Genomic DNA, 17,285 nt, shown 5'->3' on the forward strand with positions numbered 1-17,285 from the left:
CAGAAGAGGCAGCCCTCACTCGGGCGGCCTCTCCTGTGGTCAGTTGCTGGTGCGGCCGGCTATCACGCGCCCGCTCCCCGCAGAAAATAACGATCCACTGCATCGAGGGAGTGCTGAGGAGACGCGGCACGAACTGCACCGCGATGGCAAATACGGTCGCGATCGCTGCGCCTGGGGCTTTTTCCGGCCGGAAAAAGAGCCATTGTCGGTGATACAGCGCCGATGGGCGTGCACAAACCGGCCACGCTTCGGGAAGCTTCGTGAGCCCGCCAGGCCACTGACGAAAGTTCGAGAATCCGAATGCAGAACAACCCCAACACCCGCAACACCCTCGCGGCCCCCGCTGCCGGAGCGGCTACGCCGCCCGGAAACGGCCCTCGACGCCGCGCGGTCGTCGCAGGCGCCGCGTGGACCGTCCCAGTCGCGGCCGCCGCGATCGCGACACCCGCTGCCGCAGCGTCGAACTCGCCGACTCTGAAGTTCACCCAGGCGTCCTACAGCGGAACGGGCTGTGGCACCATCACCGGCGTGCAAGTCAAGCGCACCACCGATGGGACTACCGCAGACCCGGGCAAGACTGTCACCGTAACCCTCGCTAACGGCTACACCTTCGCGGACGGAACCACCACCTACTCGGGAACCACGGACGCGAACGGCCTCATCAGCCTTCCTAATATCAAAGTCCCGGCTCAGGGCGGCGACAGCACCTTCAAGGCCTCGTCCGATACGCTCGCGGCCACCGCTCCGGTCACGAGCACGAAGAAGACGACAATTCGCCAGTATGCGGACAAAACATACGGCGACTACGCGAACATTCCGGGCGCAACGAGCCTCGAGACCGGCTATGACAGCGGTAACGCCGGCGCTCCGTTCGTTCTGACGACCGACGGAACGCTCTACACTCGCGACGGCACCAAGGTGGCGTCCAACGTGAAGGACTACTCTGCCTACCTTAACGGCACGACGACCGGTGCCTACTACATCGACTCCAAGGGCGTGGTTAAGCAGTACCAGGGCACCACGACCACCACGTACAAGACGATCACCGACGCAACCGAGATTAAGGTCGGCTACGACAGCGGTAGCGCCGGCGCGCCGTACATACTGACGAGCGACGGAACGCTCTACCTCCTTGATGGCGCTACTAATGACCCGATCAAGGTGGCGACCGGTGTCAAGGACTTCTCTCCTTACCTGAATGGTAAGTCGAACGGTGTCTTCTACGTCGGTTCCGATGGCGTGGTGAAGCAGTACGCGGACGGTACGACCTCGACGGACAACAGGACGATCACCGACGCGTCGGTCATCAAGACCGGCTACGACAAGGGTGAAGCCGGCGCTCCGTATATCTTGACGACCGACGGAACACTTTACCTCCTTGACGGCGCCAACACTCCGATCAAGGTGGCGACCGACGTCAAGGACTTCTCGCCTTACCTCAACGGCAAGTCGAACGGTGTCTTCTACGTCGGTTCCGATGGCGTGGTGAAGCAGTACGCGGACGGTACGACCTCGACGGACAACAAGACGATCACCGACGCGTCGGTCATCAAGACCGGCTACGACAAGGGTGAAGCCGGCGCTCCGTATATCTTGACGACCGACGGAACACTTTACCTCCTTGACGGCGCCAACACTCCGATCAAGGTGGCGACCGATGTCGCGGACTTCTCTCCTTACCTCAACGGCAAGTCGAACGGTGTCTACTACATCGAGAACGCCACGAAGTGCTGACGCCAGCCACCGCATAAGTTCTCGGCTTCATAGGAAGCTATGCGAGATACTTTTGCAGGCTAGCAAAAAGACTGAAGACAAAACACTTTAGAGCGGCCGCCTGAATCTCATAAGCCAGATGCTCGCCACTCTTTACTAGCATTGTGCCCGCCTCCTCGGCAGAGGAGGCGGGCACAATGGATTTCCGGTAATGACTGGAGCGCTCGCCAGACGAGACTTGTGCAGGTAGTCCAACAGCATTACTCAGAGTGAGAGGCCTATCGGTACGGTGCTCACCCCACACTATCGGAGCCGGGCCCGGAAATTACTCTGAGGCTCGGTTTCGCGATTCGCCCGCGCCGGTGAAACGAGCATTTACGCACGGACCGCGCCGCGCATGCCAAGCACGCAAGCGTCAGAGCCCGTCTTGAACGACGCGACCCCGACAGCGGCCAACTGCGCCGAAGCGCGCCGTACGGCAGTTGCCGCACAGGTGACTGACGGCGAGCACCACCTCACTTCCGGCATTTCGCCAGTCTCGGGGGGTGCGCTCCCAACATTGTTCGACGTCCCTTGACATGAACAAAAGTCCGAGCTCACCGCTACCACTCCCCGCAAACGATCCCGCGGCAGCACCCTCGACGACAACACCAAGAAATCGAACCGGGAAATCTCCAGAACCCGATCCGCGGTCAAGAGGTGCATCGCCCACCTCAAGAACTAGAAAATCATCGCCACCGGCGCTGTTCCGCGGCCCCCCGCTCCCGCTACTCGGTACGGCGGTGGCCGCTTCGGTCGACATCCGGCTGAAGGGTGCACTTTACGGCCACGATGCACGCTTTTATCGGCGTTCAAGGGCCTCTGGCGTGCGAGGGGGCTCGGCGGACACCGGTCTCGATCCCGATAACGACGAGGGTCTCACCCTTGCGAAGGCCTCGAGCGGGCCTGTCCCCTTCTTCATCAAGGCGCCCACCTGCTGATCTCGAACCCGACACGGGCTTCGTGACGGCGGAGTCGGTCGCGGCGCTCTCCCCTGAGCGCCGCGACCGGCTCCGCTCCGGCCGTCCGCGCCGCCTCACCGCTCGTGGCCGCGCTGCGCCCGGAGCGCCCGCGACGAGCAGGCCGACCACGGCGCCCCCGGCCGCGGCGCTCGACTTTGCGGGCGGTGTGCCACTCGTCATTTCCTTGGCGCCGATATCGTCGGGGAACAGGGTGGTAATACGTGTCTGGGAGGCCCCACCCGCACGCGGGACACCGGGCGGCCGACGGCGATCTACGGGTCGCGGAATGAACGGTTTGGTGGCACGATTCGGCACAATTGGCGGCTTTTTCCGGGAAAGTGGCGCCACTAAATACCCCCTCTACGGGCTAAGCTGACAAAACTTCGCGGCCATCGCGATGCCCGACCAGGTAGGGGAATTCATGCTGAACAGATCCGACGTCACCGCCCTTCCCGCGCTCGGCTGCCCGGCCCCCTCACCGGCACCCTGGGCTCACCTCCGATCGCGATGAGCGAGCACAGCTGGACCACCCCGGTGGTCGCGGTGACCGTATCCGCTCCGGCCGCCGCCTCGTCGCTCCGACCCTCGATGGCCTTCCTTCAGGCCTGCTACGGAGGCCCCGTCTGCACGACCATCACCTGCGTACAACTGCGTCGCACCATCGACGGATGCAGACCCGCCCGGGGCAGCATCGTCACCGCCACTGTCTCCGGCGGCTTCACCTTCACCACCGGCTCGACCACCTGCGCAGCGACATCCGACTCCACGGGGCTCGTCACCCTCCCGGCGATCCTGGTGCCCGCCACCGGCGGAATCGGACTGATCACGGCACACAGCGAAGGCCTCTCGCTCAGCGCCCGGATCTGCACGATGCCCGATTAGTCGAGCTGACAACGCCGGACATGTTCTCACCCTCCGCGCCTGCGCTGATCGGCACGCAGAGCCTTCGACATGGCGGGCGCCGAGACGAAACCGGCGAGCTCAGCGATCGCCTCCCGATCTGCCGCGGTCGGCGAGACGCGGTGATCGAGCATCCGCCGCGCAAGCTCCACCCGGGCCGAACGGATCGCCTGCGCGGGCGTCCAGGGCGAATGCTCGAACGCGGAATAGAGGGTCGTCATCGAGACCGACATCTCATCGGCGAGCGAGCGGACGTCGAAAGACGCGTCGCGGCAGTGACGCTCGATCGCGACGTGAGCGCGGCGCAGGAGGCGCACGGCTCTCACGGGCGCGGAGGGGAGCAGAGCGGGGCCGACTTCGGCGAGCAGAGCGCTGATGCCGCTGGCGATCATGCTGCAGATCGACCCCCAGGCGGGATCTCGTGGGGCGAGCGGACCCGTCAACGCGGTCGTGGCAGCAGCGAGGAGGATGCGCGCGGTCGTGAAGCCCTGGGGGATGACAGTCGCGCCGGCGTCGGCCCAGGCGAAGATGCGCTCGAGGATCTCGCGGCTCACGGCGACCTCGACCGTTCCGCACCGACCTCGGCTGATCGCGGCGACCGAGGAGTCGGACCAGAGGACGAAGCCACCTCCCGTGGCGACCTCCCGCTCCGCGCCCGCGCCGTTGCGCAGGGTGAGGGAGCCCTCGACGAGCAAGCTGATGACGGCGCCGCCCGCTCGGCCCCGTCGCTCGACTTCGCGGGCGGTATGCCAGACCCGCCGCAGCGTCAACTCGCGGGAGCAGATCGCGTCGGCGAACAGACGCAGGTAGCCGCCGCTGGCGGAGACGGTGACGCCGTGGCGCAGCAGCCAGTCGCGGGCGGTAGCGCCCTCGGCGACAACGCCGCGCTCGGCGAACTCGCGGTCGGTGGAGGTGCGGTCGGCGGGGGTGGGGGAGGGGTCGGCGCCGACCCGCGAGGACGGCGGGAGGGCAGCTGGCTGAGGGAGGTCAAGCCCTCAGTGTCGGGAACGGACGGCCGCGGAGGTCCAGACTTCCGGTCTTCCGTGCCCAAACCTCCGGTTCGGGTCGTCCTCGCTTCTGCTTCAGCGAGCGCGGCCAGAAACATGAGGGCCGTCCACATCCAAACCCGCTCCCCCGGAGGCGCTTATGAACGACCAGAACCCCTACACCTCGCACGAGATCCGCATCGACGACGGCTGGAGCATCCCCGCCTCAGACGGTGTGCACCGCCGGACCCTGGTGAAGGGGACCGCTTGGACGGTCCCCGTCGTCGCCGTCTCGATGGCCACCCCCGCCGCCGCCGCGTCCGGCGGGCCGACCCTGACCTTCACGCAGACCTCCTACAGCGGCAAGGCGTGCGGGACGATCACGGGCGTGCAGGTGAAACGCACCACCGACGGCTCGACTGCCGACCCGGGCAAGGTCGTCACCGTGAAGCTTGCGAACGGCTACAGGTTCGCGGACCGCTCGACCTCGGTCTCCCGGACAACGGGAACCGACGGGCTCATCACCCTGCCGGACATCAAGGTTCCCGCTCGCGGCGGCGACAGCACCTTCAGCGCCACGTCGGACTCCCTGTCGGCGAGTGCGCCGGTGAAGACCGCCTTCAAGTCCGATGGGGCGTACGTCGCGAATAAAAATGGTGCCGGGAAGAAGCACGCGAAGGTCCCCGGTGACGCGACTCCTCTGCAGGGTAACTACTTCCTGAAGGGCAACACGCTCTACCACGAGGACACGGTGGTGGCGAGTGACGTCGAGAAGGCAGCCGGATACAACACGGGAGGCAGCACCGATTACGTCGCCTACGTCACGACGAACGGCAAGGCCTGGCTCGCCAAGGGAGACGGGCCCGGAAGCGAGAAGGCCGCCCCTGCCGACTCGACACCTCTGGCCGGGAACTACTTCCTCTCGAAGGACGGGGCTCTGTACCACGCCGGCACCGAGGTCGCCAGTGACGTGAAGCGCGCGGCCGGATACAACGCCGGCGACACCAACGACTATGTCGCTTATGTCAAGAACGACGGAAAGGCCTGGCTCGCCAAGGGGGACGGACCCAGCAGCACGAAGGCGGCCCCGGACGATTCGACCCCGTTGCAGGGGAACTACTTCCTTTCGAAGGACGGAGCGCTCTATCACGGCGGCACCAAGGTGGCCGACAAGGTCAAGAAGGCGGCCGGCTACAACACCGGCGGCAGCACCGACTACGTGACGTACGTCACCACAGACGGCAAGGCCTATATCGCACAGGGTGATGGACCTGGTAGCGAGCACACCAGCGTTGCCAATGACTCGACGCCGCTGGCCGGGAATTACTTCCTCTCGAAGGACGGAACCCTCTACCACGGCGACAAGGACGTGGAGACCGACGTCGTGGACGCCGCGGGGTACAACGCGGGGAACGACGACGACTACGTCACGTACACCAAGGCGAACAAGTGCTGAGGTCCGCGCTGCGGGAGCGAGTCCACACGCTGTAGGGCGAGACGTCGTCGTAACCGAGGCTGGATGCGGCCGGGAGCCCCGAATTCGGTAGGTGGAGGGCATTCAGCCTCCGTTACGACGGCATTCGCGTGCCGCGCGATGCACCGACCGGGACGTGGAGCCGGGCGGGTATCCAGCCGCGGGCATCGGAGACACCCGTGTGCGCCTGCGGGTCCACCGAACTCGTCCGCTGGGTCGATCATGGCGAGCCGAGCGGCCGATGCACGATCAGGAGGGTGACGGGCAGCCTGGGGCTGTGAAAGGAGCCCCTGTTGCTCGCGACCCGCCTGACCGCACCAGCCAACCCCTCCCCCTGGCGACCTGGAGGCCCTCGTCAGTGGGCGGGTCCGCGGTGGCTTCCGTTGTCCGCGTGAGCGCAGCGAATCCGGTCACCAGTCGGCCCCCGCACCACTCCCCCACGAACCTCGACACCACGGAGATCAGCCATGACAGCACGACAGACCCTGCGCGAGCAGCGATCGAGCCTTCTGGTCGCCACCGTCGGAGCAACATTCGGAACCTGTCTCGTCACTGTCCTGGCCGGCGTAGACGCGATCATGCGTGACGCGCCGGGCACCGGCAGCAGCCACCTCGTCCCGCAGCTGCTCGCCGTCCTCGGTCCCGTCTTCTTCTGCATCGCCGCCTTCATCGGAGGCGTCGTGACGACCAATACCGTCGCCGCCACCGTCTCGACGCGGGTGCAGAGCATCGCTCTGCTGCGCCTGCTGGGCTCCACCGCTCGCGCTCAGCGCCGGGTCTTCCTCCGGGAGGGGGCTCTGATCGGCGTCGCGGGGGCGGTACTCGGGTTCGGGGTCGGCCTCGGCCTCGGCCTGGCGCTGCTTGTGGCCGTCTCGACCGCCGCCGGAGTCGCCTTCCTGGCTCCGAGCATCCCCGCCGCTGTCGCGCTCCCGCTCCTGAGCGTCGTCGCCGTCACGATCGTCGCGTCCTGGTCGGGGTCCAGAGAGGTGCTCACGGTGTCGCCTCTTCAGGCTCTCGCCGCCTCGCACGAGGCACCGATCGGTGCGCGTCGGGGCCGCCCGGTGAGGAACACGGTCGCCGCCGTGCTCGTCCTCCTCGGCGGCGCGGTGATCGTGTTCGGAGTGCTGCAAGGTCTGGTCAACTACAGCGGAGTCCTCCTCACGTTGATGGGCGGTCTGCTGTCCTTCTCCGGCGTCGTCCTCGGGGCACGCGCGATCCTGCCCGGCTCACTCCACCTCATGGGCCGCCTGTTCGGATCGCGTCCGGAGGCGGTTCTGGCCCGTGCCAACGCGCTCCGCTCGCCCGACCGCAGTACCCGGGCCACCACCGGGGTGTTCATCGGCGTCACCGTCGTGACCACCTTCTCGGTGGCGCTGGCGACATTCCGCGGCATCCTCGACCAGGCGATCGCCGCGCGCCCCGACTACTACGTCGGGGTCGACGACGTCATGCTCCAGGTCGGCGCGCTCGGGCTCGGGCTGGTCGCCTTCAGCGCTCTGCTCGCGGGCATCGGAGTGGTGAACGACCTCTCCATCAGCGTCCTACAGCGTCGGCGCGAGATCGGACTCCTGCGCGCGATGGGGTTCTCCCGCGCTCAGGTGCGGTGGACGATCGTGTTCGAGGCGGCCACCACGTCGATCACGGCCGTCATTCTGGGTCTCGCGCTGGGAATCGCCTACGGCTGGACGGGTGCGCTGTCCTTCCTCGGCTCGCTGCCCGCAGTGGTCGCGACGGCACCCGTCGTCCCGCCCGCTCTGGTCCTCGGTCTGGTGCTGGCCACGCTGCTGCTGACGGTGGTCGCCGCGCTCATCCCCGCCCGCCGCGCCGTGTCGGTGACACCCGTCGAGGCTCTGCAGAACTGATCGGCGCGGAACTGACGCGCGGACTCGGTCAGCGGCCGTCCGCGGAAAGGAAGGCGAGGACCGCACGGACGCGGCGATGGCCCGGGTCCTCGGCCGAGAGGCCGAGTTTGAGGAAGATGCTGCCGATGTGCTTGGCGACCGCCGCCTCCGAGACGACGAGCGCGTCGGCGATGTCGCCGTTCGCCATCCCCGACGCCATCTTCTCGAGCACCTCGCGCTCGCGAGAGGTCAGGGCGGCGAGCGGCGAGCCGGGCGCGGTGCGGGCGAAGACCTGCTGCACGACCTCCGGATCGATCACCGTGCCTCCGGCGCGGACCACTGCGAGCGAGGAGAGGAAATCGGCGATCCGGCCGACCCGGTCCTTCAAGAGGTAACCGACACCACCACCGCCGTCAGCGAGGAGTTCGCGCGCGTAGGCGCCCGCGACGTACTGGGACAGCACCAGCACGGGCAAGCCGGGGTGTCGGGCGCGCAGGGCGATCGCGGCCTCGAGCCCGTCGTTGCGGTGATGGGGAGGCATCCTGATGTCGGTGATGACGATGTCCACACCCGTGGAGGAGGACAGCGCGATCTCGACGACGGCCTCCAGCTCCACCGCGTCGGCCACCGATGTCACCACATGGCCGAACCGCTCGAGCACCGAGGTGAGACCGTCTCGAAGCAGCGCGGTGTCCTCCGCGAGAATGATGCGCACGGTCGGGAAGGCTACCGGTGGCCCTCTCGGCGCAGCTCAGCTGGCGCCTTCTGCGGCGCACGCCGGGTCGCCGGGCACCGAGAGGACCACGCGGGTCGGCCCGCCCACCGGACTGCGCAGCACGAGGGTCCCTCCGGCCGCGACCGCCCTCTCCTGCAGACCCGCCAGGCCTGACCCGCGCGTCACTTCGGCGCCGCCGATCCCGTCGTCCAGCACCGACAGGGTCAGGCGCCCGTCGAGCACCGTCAGCTCCACCTCGACCATCGACGCGCGCGCGTGCCGCACGACGTTGGTCAGCGCCTCACTCGCGACGAAGTAGGCGCAGGTCTCAGTCTCGGGGTCGAGCCGAGCGGTCGAACTCGACCGCAGGACGACCGGGATCGGGAGGCGAGCGGCGATCTCGCTCAAGGCGGCCGGCAGCCCGTGATCCGTCAGCACGACGGGGTGGATGCCCCGGAGTGTGTTCCGCAGGTCGATGAGGGCGCCCTCGACGGCGTCGTGCGCGGCGGCGAGGGTCGCCCGCAGCCGAGACGCATCGACACCGGAGGCCGCCAACTCCTCCGCGTCCAACTCGGCGGTGCCCACCATTAGGGCGGCGCTGACCAGCCTCTGCTGCACGCCGTCGTGCAGGTCCCGCTCGATGCTGTGCCGCTCCGCGTCGAAGGAGCTGACAAGGGCGGCGCGGGAGGAGGTGAGATCGCGTACCTGCGCCTCGAGCTTCTCCGGCCGTGCGGAGAGCAGGAGGCGCACGAGGGCGCCCTGCCCGAGCGCGAGGAGTGTTCCGAGGTAGACGACAGCGAGTTCGACGAGGGCGACGGCGAGCAGGGTGAGGACGACGCTGGTCAGATCGGTGAGGTCGACAACGTACTCGCCGACGGACAGGGCCGGCGGGCGGGACGAGTACCCGTCGTCGCCCCGGTAATACTGCCAAAGAGCCCGGGGGAGGGAGACGGAGGCGGCCACGATCCCGACGGTGAACGCGAACACGACCGCATGCGCGACTCCGAACACCATCGCGACCATGACGTAGGCCGTGTCGCGCCACGTCGCCGCTTCCCCGTAGCGCAGGGGCAGCCACCGATACCACTGACTCAGCGGGATGGACGCATGGCCGGACGGCAGGAGTAGCAGACCGAGGACCCGCGCCCGCCTCCGCTCGAGTGCGGCGAAGGGCACGGCCCACGCCGGGACGAGCAGGAGGGCGACGGTGAAGAGCGGGAGGATCACGGCAGCGAGGGCGACGGTGCACAGCGCGTAGACCAGCGCACGCCACGGCCACGACGAGAAGAGGAAGCCGGGGCTCAGCAGGGCGCGCCAGCCCTCCGCGTCGGCGGTCCGCGGGGACTTCTGCGCCGAGGACGGGAGTGCAGTGGAGGGCATGGCGCCCACAGTAGGAGCAGAGGCGGCCGGAGCGCCCGAGCGTGGCGCGGAGGGGGTAGTGCTGCCCCCCCCTCAGGAGGGGGGGAGGCTCGACCGACAAGCCGCGCCCCGGCTGGTCGACTGGACCCATGACGGATCCCCAGCAGCACGCCGACTCCGCGACCGAGCCACTCATCGAGGCGGTCGGCATCTCGAAGTCGTTCCAGACCGGCCGCAGAGCACCGGCGGTCGATGTCCTCGACGGGGTGTCTCTGCGCGTGAATCGAGGCGAGTTCGTCGCGATCGTCGGTCCGAGCGGCTCCGGCAAGTCGACCCTCCTCTACTGCCTCTCCTCGCTCGAAGCGCCCACCTCCGGGGACGTCCGCATCGCGGGCACAGCCGTCGGTGGCCTCCGCCAGGCCGAGCTCGCCCGCTTCCGGCGGGACACGCTGGGCTTCGTGTTCCAGCAGTTCAACCTCATCCCCTCGCTGAGCGCGCGGGAGAACGTGGCGCTCGCCGGCCGGCTCGCCCGACGCCGGGACGCCGCCGACCGCGCCGACCAGGCGCTCGCCGCGGTCGGACTGGCGGACCGGGCACGGCACACTCCTGGCCGCCTGTCGGGCGGTCAGCAGCAGCGCGTCGCGATCGCCCGGGCGCTGGCGGCCGATCCGGAGGTCGTCTTCGCCGACGAGCCGACAGGCTCTCTCGACGGTGCGGCCGGAGCCCGCGTGCTGGCACTGCTGCGCTCACTGGCGTCCGGGGAGCGCTCGGTGGTGATGGTGACACACGACCTCGACGCGGCGACCCTCGCAGACCGCGTCCTCGTACTCAGGGACGGGCGGATCCACGCCGAGATCACCACCCCCACGAGGCCGGCGATCCTCGCCGCGCTCGATGCGGCCACGAGCACCGGAGTCGCGGAGGTCGACGCATGATCCGCCTGATCCTGGCAGACCTGCGCACGGATGCGGCGAGCAGGCTGGGCCCGTTCGTGACCGTCGCGGGAGCCGCGCTCGTCCTCGCCTTCGGACTCTGCCTGGTGGAAACGGGGGCGGCGATGGATACAGAGGCGGGTCAGGGGCTGATCAACATGGCTGTGGCGGTCCTGGTCGTCTCGGTCTCGACCGCTCTGCTCGTCGTCGGTGCCGTGAGCAAGCTCGCCGTCGACCTGCGCCGGCAGGAGTTCGCGAGGTGGCGCCTCGCCGGCGTGCAGCCATCGTCCGTTCGGAGGGTGATCCTCGGCCAGTCGGTCGTCGTGGCGCTAGCAGGCTCGGCGCTCGGGGCGGGCATCGCCGCGCTGATCGTGCCGACCCTTCTCGAGCAACTGCTCGCCTCCGCCACCGGTACTCCTCTTTCGCTCCGCTTCGGCGTGCCCAGCGCGATCGCCGACGTCGTCCTTGTCTGCGTCCTCGTGCTCGCCGCGAGCATCCCCGCCGCCCGACGCGCCGCCCGGACCGAGCCCCTGGCTGTCCTGCGGGCGTCGACGGCGCCAGCCGCCCGGATGAGCGTGCGTCGCTGGATCGTGACCGCGGTCCTCCTCGTTCCGCTCGCCCTGGCCGGTCAGGGCATGGTCACCGACGACCGGGCGAAGATCCTGTGGCTCGGCACGCTCCTCGCCCCGATCCTCGTTCTTGTCGTGGCCGCGCTGGGCCCGCTGACGTTCCCGGCCGCAGTGCGGGTGTGGACGTCCCTGCTGCCGGCACGGGTCTCGGCGGCGTGGTACCTCGCGCGGCACAACGCCCGGCACGACATCGGACTCTCGGCAGCGGCGGTGACCCCGATGATGATCGCGGTCGCGTTGATCGGCGGGTTCTTCGCCGCCCTGGAAACGACGATCAGCGCGGTCACCATCACGCAGGAGGTGCCGCCGGACTACTTCACCATCAGCTCCGGCGGCGCGATGTCCCTGCTCGCCCTCCTGGTCGGGCCGCCGGTCGTGCTGGCCCTCCTGGGCTCCGCCGTCGTCGTCCTCGTCGCGGGCCGCGACCGCGACCGCCGCACCGCGCTGCTGCGCGCCGCAGGAGCGACGGACGCGACAATCATTGCCTCCTCCGTCGGTGAGGCGGTCGTCCACGCACTGACGGCGTTCCTGCTGGGCACGGGAGTCATCGCCGTCGCCGCGACGATGGTCGCGGTCGCTCTGTCCACCTCCCGCCATATCGTGGTCGTGCCCTCGATTCCGCTCGGAGCGCCGACCGTCGTGCTCCTCGTTGGGCTCGCGCTGGTGCTGGCGTCGACGCTCCTGCCGACGCTGCATGCGCTGCGCACTCCGATACCGCGGGCCCTCGCGGCGGAGTGATAGGGGGTCGCGCGGCGAGGTCAGCGGGCGAGCTGCTCCTGAACGTAGGTGCGGATCGGGATGGTGGGGCGGCCGATCAGGCGGGCGAGGGAGCCGTCGGTGACACCGAGGAGGCCGTCGGCGATGTTCGCGTCGAGGCCGACCACGAAGTGGACTCCGCCCTCGGGCACGCCGGCCTCGGTGAGGATGCGGGCGTGCTCGTCGGAGGAGACGTGGGTGATCGCGGCGTCACGGCCGGCCACCTCGGCGACGAGCGCGGCCAGCTCGTCGAAGCTCCACGCGGTGTCGCCCGAGAGCTCGTGCACGGTGCCGACCAGGGCGGCATCGGTCAGGGCCACCGCGGCGGCCTCGGCGTAGTCGCTGCGGGCAGCGCTGGCCACGCGGCCCTCGCCGGCGCTCGAGAGGGTGCTGCCGGTCGTGGCGAGCTCGGAGATCGTCTGGGCGTAGTTCTCGTTGTACCAGCCGTTGCGCAGGATCACGGCGGGGATGCCGGCGGCGGCGATCGCCTCCTCCGTGGCCTTGTGCTCGGGGGCGAGGATGAGCGGGCTCGTGGTCGCCTTCGGGGCACTGGTGTAGACCAGACGCGCGCCGACGCGGGCGGCGGCCTCGACGACGGCGGTGTGCTGGGCGACGCGCTTGCCCACCTCGGAGCCGGAAACGAGCAGGACGGCCTCGGCGCCCGCGAAGGCGGCATCGAGCGAGGCGGGGTCCTCGAAGTCGGCGACGGCGGTGCGCACGCCGAGGTCGGCGGCGAGTGCCTCGAGCTTCGCGGCGGTGCGGCCGGTGGCGACGATATCGGAGGCGGCGGTGCCGCGGGCAAGCAGGTGCTCGACGACGAGACGGCCGAGGTGGCCGGTGGCTCCGGTGACGACGAGGGTCATGAGGGGTCCTTCCGTAGGGGCGGCGCGCGTGCCGCCGTGGGGTGTAACGGGGGTGTCGATCCGAGGCATTCCCGGACTGCGGATCCGATGCTTCCCGGAGCGCGGAACCCACTCTCTCGCCTCGCGCAGGAGAACGAAAACCGTGGCGCTCGTCGGGTCGGCGCTGCTCGGCGGGGGAGGCGGGGGAGGCCGGGGGCCACGGTCGCCGGGGACGACTGGGGCCACGGTCGCCGGAGTCGCCACTAACGCCGGAGTCGCCACTGTGTCCATTGACGCCAGAAACGGCTCCTGCTCTTCTGCTCGGCGACGTGGTGGCCCATCCTGGTGCGATGACACCACTAAGGGTGGCCCGACGTGCGCCGCAAGGAGTCCCCGTAAAACCTTTCGACAACTGGCTGCCCGCTCCGATCGAACCCCGCGACGACCGAGTGGGCGACGCCGCCGCGGAGTGGATGAGGGCCATCGGCTGGTCCCCGCAGGGGCCGACGGAGGCGCTGCAACTCGCCGGCGACTCGCTTCGCGGCCGGGAGCACACCCTCGCGCGACTCCGCCACAATGCTCCGGTGGTCACGCTGCTCCGCGAGGACGCCGGGCTCGCGATCCTCGCGGTCGATGAGGGCGAACTGCGGATCTGCGGGGAAGGGATCGACGAGACGCTGCGGTCCGGCGACCTGATGCTGCAGACGACTCCGGCGCGGTTCGTCGTCTCGAGCGACCGGCAGTACACCGCGGTCGAGATCACGCTCGCGCAGTCACGGTTGCACCGGTTCTGGCTGGGGCTGCCGCAGCGGCCGACCGTGCTGCGGGCCCGCGACCCCACCGCGACACTGGCCGTGGCGACCATCCGCGCCGGCGCCGAACTCCGGCTGGAACCGGACGCACCGACGTGGGCGAACCTGCTCAGTACGTTCGAGGCGCTCCTCGCGGCCGTGCTCATGACGATCGGGCCTCCTCTGCCCGCAGAAACGCCTCCACCGACGGCTGAGTTGATCCGCCGGGCTGTCGCAATCGTGGTCAAGGGCCACGCGGATCCGACCTTCGATCCTCAAGCGGTCGCCGACGAGCTGTCCGTGCCGCTTCCGGAGCTGGAGACGGCGATCTCCCGCACAGGCCGGACCCTGGAGTGGTACCTGCGGGCGGCTCGGGTCGACTCCGCGCGCGAGATGCTGGCCCGATGGGTCCGGGCGTCGCTCCGGGAACAGCAGGAGCTGGCGCGCTCGGCCGGTTTCTCGTCGGCGCGGGAGATGCGCCGGGCGATCGCGGAGCAGGAGGCTGAGGCTGAGGCTGAGGCTGAGGCTGAGGCTGAGGCTGAGGCTGAGGCTGAGGCTGAGCATCCGCCCCAAGCTCCGACTCCGGTACCGCTTCGGTGACCACCGAACCGACCACCGACGTGCGATGTGCAGGGGCTCGACGCGGGAGATCGTTCTCTTCCGCCTGATCGAGTGAACGCGGTCGCAAACCCCTGCGAATCGCACGCCTCCCTGCGAATCGGACGCCTCCCTGCGAATCGGACGGGGGCCTGCACATCGGACGGGGGCCTGCACATCGCACGGCTTCCTTCGAATCGCACGGCTTCCTGCTAATCGGACGGCTTCCTGCGGAGGGGGCGGGGCCTGCGGAGGGGACGGGGCTGCTCCTGAGAGAGGGTTAACCGCTCGTTCGCCTGCCGGTCGCCTCCGCTCCCCGTCCCGGTCCGCCCGTCTTGGTCGACTCGTCGCATCACGCGCCCGCGACCCACCGAAGGACGAGACAACGATGACCGACACCTCCCGCCGACTCTTGCTGCCGATGGCCGGCCACGTTCGGGGGAAGCGCAGCCCTGTGACCTGCGCGCTCAAGTGCGCGAACGCGTGCTCGACCGCGACCTGCAACACCTCGCACAACAGCTACTTCCGGGACATCGTCTCGGCACAGCTCACCCGCCGCAGCGCCCTCGGGCTGGGCCTGGCCGGCGCGGTCACCGTCGCCGTCACGTCGGCCGCAGGAGCGCCCACAGCGCAAGCCGCGCAGGCAGCGCAAGCCGCCGCAACCGACGGCTCACCGCTCACCTTCACTCCGATCGCCCCCGTCCCCTACACGGTCGACGCGCTTACGGTGCCGGAGGGCTTCGCCTGGCAGCCGATCATCCGCTGGGGCGACCCGCTCTTCGCCGACAGCCCCGCCTTCGACATCACCGATCAGACCGAGGCGTCCCAGGCCGCGCAGTTCGGCTTCAACAACGACTACACCGACATCGTCGAGATCCCGGGCTCGAACCGGCTCCGGGCGCTGCTGGTCGTCAACCACGAGTACACAAACGAGAACATCATGTTTCCGGCCGCGCAGCTCGAAGCCGAGCCCGAGCGGGTGCGTGCCGTCGGCCGCGCGGCCCACGGCCTCAGCGTGGTCGAGCTTGTCCGTACCGCGGTCGACCGCCCGTGGTCGTACGTCCGCGGCGGCGAGCGCAATCGCCGCTACCTGCTCGACACCCCATACACCGTGACCGGCGCCGCCGCCGGCTCCGACCTGCTGAAGACGGTCGCCGACCCTGAGGGCCGCACGGTGCTCGGCACGCTCGCCAACTGCTCCGGAGGCACGACACCGTGGGGCACGATCCTCTCGGGCGAGGAGAACTTCAACGGCTACTTCCGCGTCACCGGCACGAACGACTTCGAGAAGCGCTACGGCCTCGCCAACGCCGAGACCTCGCGGCGATGGGAACTCGACGACCCTCGCTTCGACGCCCGCACCCCGGGCTACGAGAACGAGCCGAACCGCTTCGGCTGGATCGTCGAGTTCGACCCCTTCGAGCCGACCTCGACACCGAAGAAGCACACGGCGCTCGGTCGCCTCAAGCACGAGGGCGCGAACGTCATCATCGCTCCGGACAGCCGTGTGGTCGCCTACATGGGCGACGACGAGCGCTTCGACTACCTCTACAAGTTCGTGTCGGCGAAGCGCTACATCGAGGGCGACCGCGCCCACAACAAGACCCTCTTGGAGGAGGGCGACCTCTTCGTCGCCCGCTTCACCGGGGACTCCCCCGTCGCCGAGATCACCGGCACCGGAGCGGTCCCCTCGGACGGCGGCTTCGACGGGATCGGCGAGTGGCTGCCCCTGGTGCTGAACGGCGCCTCAATGATCGCTGGGAGGAGCGTGGAGGAGGTGCTCGTGCACACCCGCCAGGCAGCGGACGCCGCCGGCGCGACCAAGATGGACCGCTGCGAGGACGTGCAGCCCAGCCTGGTCAGCGGGCGGATCTACGTGTCCTGCACGAACAACTCCAACCGCGGCAAGGAGGGCAAGGAGGGCGCGACCGAGATCAACCCGCGCACCGAGAACCGCGACGGTCACATCGTCGAGATCATCGAGGACGGCGGCGACCAGACCGGCCGCACCTTCACCTGGAACCTGCTGATGCTCTGCGGCGACCAGGCGCAGGGCGACGCGGTCTACTTCTCCGGCTTCCCGGCCGAGAAGGTCTCGCCGATCTCCTGCCCCGACAACGTGGCCTTCGACTCCGTCGGGAACCTGTGGATCGCCACGGACGGCGCGCCCGACGGTATCGGCTACAACGACGGCCTGTTCAAGGTGACGCTCGACGGTGCGAGCCGCGGGAAGGTGGAGCAGTTCCTCTCGGTGCCGCGCGACGCCGAGACCTGCGGCCCGATCGTGCACGACCTCGACCAGCATGTGTTCGTGGCGGTGCAGCACCCGGGCGAGGAGGGGACGTTCGAGGCGCCGCACTCGCTGTTCCCGGACTACGGATCGACGGCGGCGGGCGCGGTGGCGGCGCCGCGGCCGACGATCGTGCAGATCCTGCCGGCGTCGCAGGTCGCGCAGCCGGCGCCGGACCCGGGCCCGGGGCCGACGACGACTCCGCCCGCGACTTCGCCCGCAACTCCTCCGGCGTCGGGACCGGGCGCGGGGTCCGGCGCCGATCCGGCGACGGTGCCCACGAGCACGCTGACCGACACGCCGGTGACGGGTGGCGGCTCGGGCGGCGCGCTCGCCTCCACCGGAGTCGAGGGCGCCGGGCTGATCGCCGGCGCGACGGCGCTTCTGGCCGCGGGCGCCACCGCCCTCGGCCTCGGCGCGCGCCGACGTGCTGCGACCGAAGACGAGGACGGCTCTCGG

Annotated in this window: 11 protein-coding genes and 1 pseudogene; 8 read left to right on the plus strand and 4 right to left on the minus strand. The window is 69.3% G+C overall.

The window, feature by feature from the left end; all coding sequences use genetic code 11:
• Positions 1 to 300: 300 nt before the first annotated feature.
• Together C1O28_RS13080 and C1O28_RS13085 are read left to right on the plus strand one after the other, a co-directional pair.
• Positions 301 to 1,734 (plus strand): hypothetical protein, encoded by a 1,434-nt coding sequence (locus C1O28_RS13080; RefSeq protein ID WP_097167183.1) that lies wholly within the window; start codon positions 301 to 303, stop codon positions 1,732 to 1,734.
• Positions 1,735 to 3,221: 1,487 nt separating this feature from the next.
• On the plus strand, positions 3,222 to 3,596 hold the full coding sequence (locus C1O28_RS13085) for a hypothetical protein (RefSeq protein WP_097167184.1): 375 nt from the start codon (positions 3,222 to 3,224) through the stop codon (positions 3,594 to 3,596).
• A 26-nt stretch (positions 3,597 to 3,622) separates the two neighbouring features.
• Here C1O28_RS13085 and C1O28_RS13090 read toward each other — a convergent pair whose 3' ends face one another.
• Entirely contained in the window at positions 3,623 to 4,384 is a 762-nt protein-coding gene (locus C1O28_RS13090) for a helix-turn-helix domain-containing protein (RefSeq protein WP_127821534.1), read from the minus strand.
• Positions 4,385 to 4,760: 376 nt separating this feature from the next.
• Between C1O28_RS13090 and C1O28_RS13095 the strand changes: the two genes are divergently transcribed.
• Positions 4,761 to 6,056 carry a hypothetical protein gene (locus tag C1O28_RS13095; RefSeq protein ID WP_097167186.1) on the plus strand — a complete coding sequence of 432 codons (1,296 nt, stop codon included), beginning with the start codon at positions 4,761 to 4,763 and terminating at the stop codon, positions 6,054 to 6,056.
• Between the two features lie 485 nt (positions 6,057 to 6,541).
• The gene (locus C1O28_RS13100) at positions 6,542 to 7,936 is read left to right on the plus strand and encodes an ABC transporter permease (protein WP_097167187.1); all 1,395 of its coding nucleotides are present in this window, start codon (positions 6,542 to 6,544) and stop codon (positions 7,934 to 7,936) included.
• Positions 7,937 to 7,964: 28 nt separating this feature from the next.
• On the opposite strand, the gene C1O28_RS13105 is transcribed toward C1O28_RS13100, so the two are convergent.
• Both C1O28_RS13105 and C1O28_RS13110 read right to left on the minus strand, forming a co-directional pair.
• Complete coding sequence (locus tag C1O28_RS13105) at positions 7,965 to 8,630, minus strand: response regulator (protein WP_207759893.1); 666 nt, start codon at positions 8,628 to 8,630, stop codon at positions 7,965 to 7,967.
• Between the two features lie 36 nt (positions 8,631 to 8,666).
• On the minus strand, positions 8,667 to 10,010 hold the full coding sequence (locus C1O28_RS13110; RefSeq protein WP_104249229.1) for a sensor histidine kinase: 1,344 nt from the start codon (positions 10,008 to 10,010) through the stop codon (positions 8,667 to 8,669).
• 128 nt (positions 10,011 to 10,138) lie between these two features.
• Here C1O28_RS13110 and C1O28_RS13115 point away from each other — a divergent pair, with 128 nt between their 5' ends.
• Together C1O28_RS13115 and C1O28_RS13120 are read left to right on the plus strand one after the other, a co-directional pair.
• Positions 10,139 to 10,924, plus strand: coding sequence for an ABC transporter ATP-binding protein (locus C1O28_RS13115; protein ID WP_097167189.1), 786 nt, complete (start codon positions 10,139 to 10,141; stop codon positions 10,922 to 10,924).
• Positions 10,921 to 12,288, plus strand: coding sequence for an FtsX-like permease family protein (locus C1O28_RS13120; RefSeq protein WP_097167190.1), 1,368 nt, complete (start codon positions 10,921 to 10,923; stop codon positions 12,286 to 12,288). Before C1O28_RS13115 ends, C1O28_RS13120 begins: the two co-directional genes overlap by 4 nt.
• Before the next feature lie 20 nt (positions 12,289 to 12,308).
• On the opposite strand, the gene C1O28_RS13125 is transcribed toward C1O28_RS13120, so the two are convergent.
• Positions 12,309 to 13,169: an NmrA family NAD(P)-binding protein gene (locus C1O28_RS13125; protein WP_097167191.1), complete on the minus strand. Its 861-nt coding sequence runs from the start codon at positions 13,167 to 13,169 to the stop codon at positions 12,309 to 12,311.
• A 452-nt stretch (positions 13,170 to 13,621) separates the two neighbouring features.
• Between C1O28_RS13125 and C1O28_RS15440 the strand changes: the two genes are divergently transcribed.
• Together C1O28_RS15440 and C1O28_RS13135 are read left to right on the plus strand one after the other, a co-directional pair.
• Complete coding sequence (locus tag C1O28_RS15440) at positions 13,622 to 14,539, plus strand: hypothetical protein (RefSeq protein ID WP_181105750.1); 918 nt, start codon at positions 13,622 to 13,624, stop codon at positions 14,537 to 14,539.
• A gap of 385 nt (positions 14,540 to 14,924) precedes the next feature.
• Positions 14,925 to 16,967: pseudogene (locus tag C1O28_RS13135) on the plus strand (PhoX family protein); the annotation flags it as partial.
• Between the last annotated feature and the right edge of the window lie 318 nt (positions 16,968 to 17,285).

It is taken from the genome of Rathayibacter rathayi, from assembly GCF_004011095.1.
Taxonomy (GTDB): Bacteria; Actinomycetota; Actinomycetes; order Actinomycetales; family Microbacteriaceae; genus Rathayibacter; species Rathayibacter rathayi.